1 protein-coding gene is annotated in these 394 nt (G+C 62.9%); it reads right to left on the bottom strand.

The genetic code is table 11. The features are described from left to right. The coding region (locus EOA33_RS38620; RefSeq protein ID WP_127407881.1) for a homogentisate 1,2-dioxygenase at positions 1 to 285 on the bottom strand (285 nt) is incomplete at its 3' end. Positions 286 to 394: the final 109 nt, after the last annotated feature.

The following is a 394-nucleotide window of genomic DNA, read 5'->3' as shown; positions in this document are numbered from 1 at the left end:
ATACTGGCCGAGCGCCAGCTCGTGGTCGCCGAGATTGGGCGCGGTCTTCCAAAGCGGATAGTGCGCGCCCTTGAAGCGGCCGGTGTGTTTCACGCTCGGGCGGATGCGATAGAGCCAGGAACGTTCGTTGGTGCCGCGCGGCGCGGTGAAGGGCGAGCCCGAAAGCTGCTCGGCGTAAAGGCCGTAGGCCGGCCGCTGCGGCGAGTTTCGCCCCTGCGGCAGCGAGCCGGGCAGCGTCTCAGTCTCGAAATCGTTGCCGAAGCCCGGCATGTAGGAAAAGCCCATCCGATCCTCCCTGATCACCGTCGTAGCCTCGCATAGCGCGGCCTGCCGGCGATGTTGACCAAACTGGTTTCATTTGTAACCATCGAAAATGTAACTATCAACGGCTGAC

This window comes from Mesorhizobium sp. M4A.F.Ca.ET.050.02.1.1, from assembly GCF_003997725.1.
Classification (GTDB): Bacteria; Pseudomonadota; Alphaproteobacteria; order Rhizobiales; family Rhizobiaceae; genus Mesorhizobium.
The sequence above is the reverse complement of the archived record's forward strand: the minus strand, read 5'-3'. Positions and strand labels throughout refer to the sequence as shown.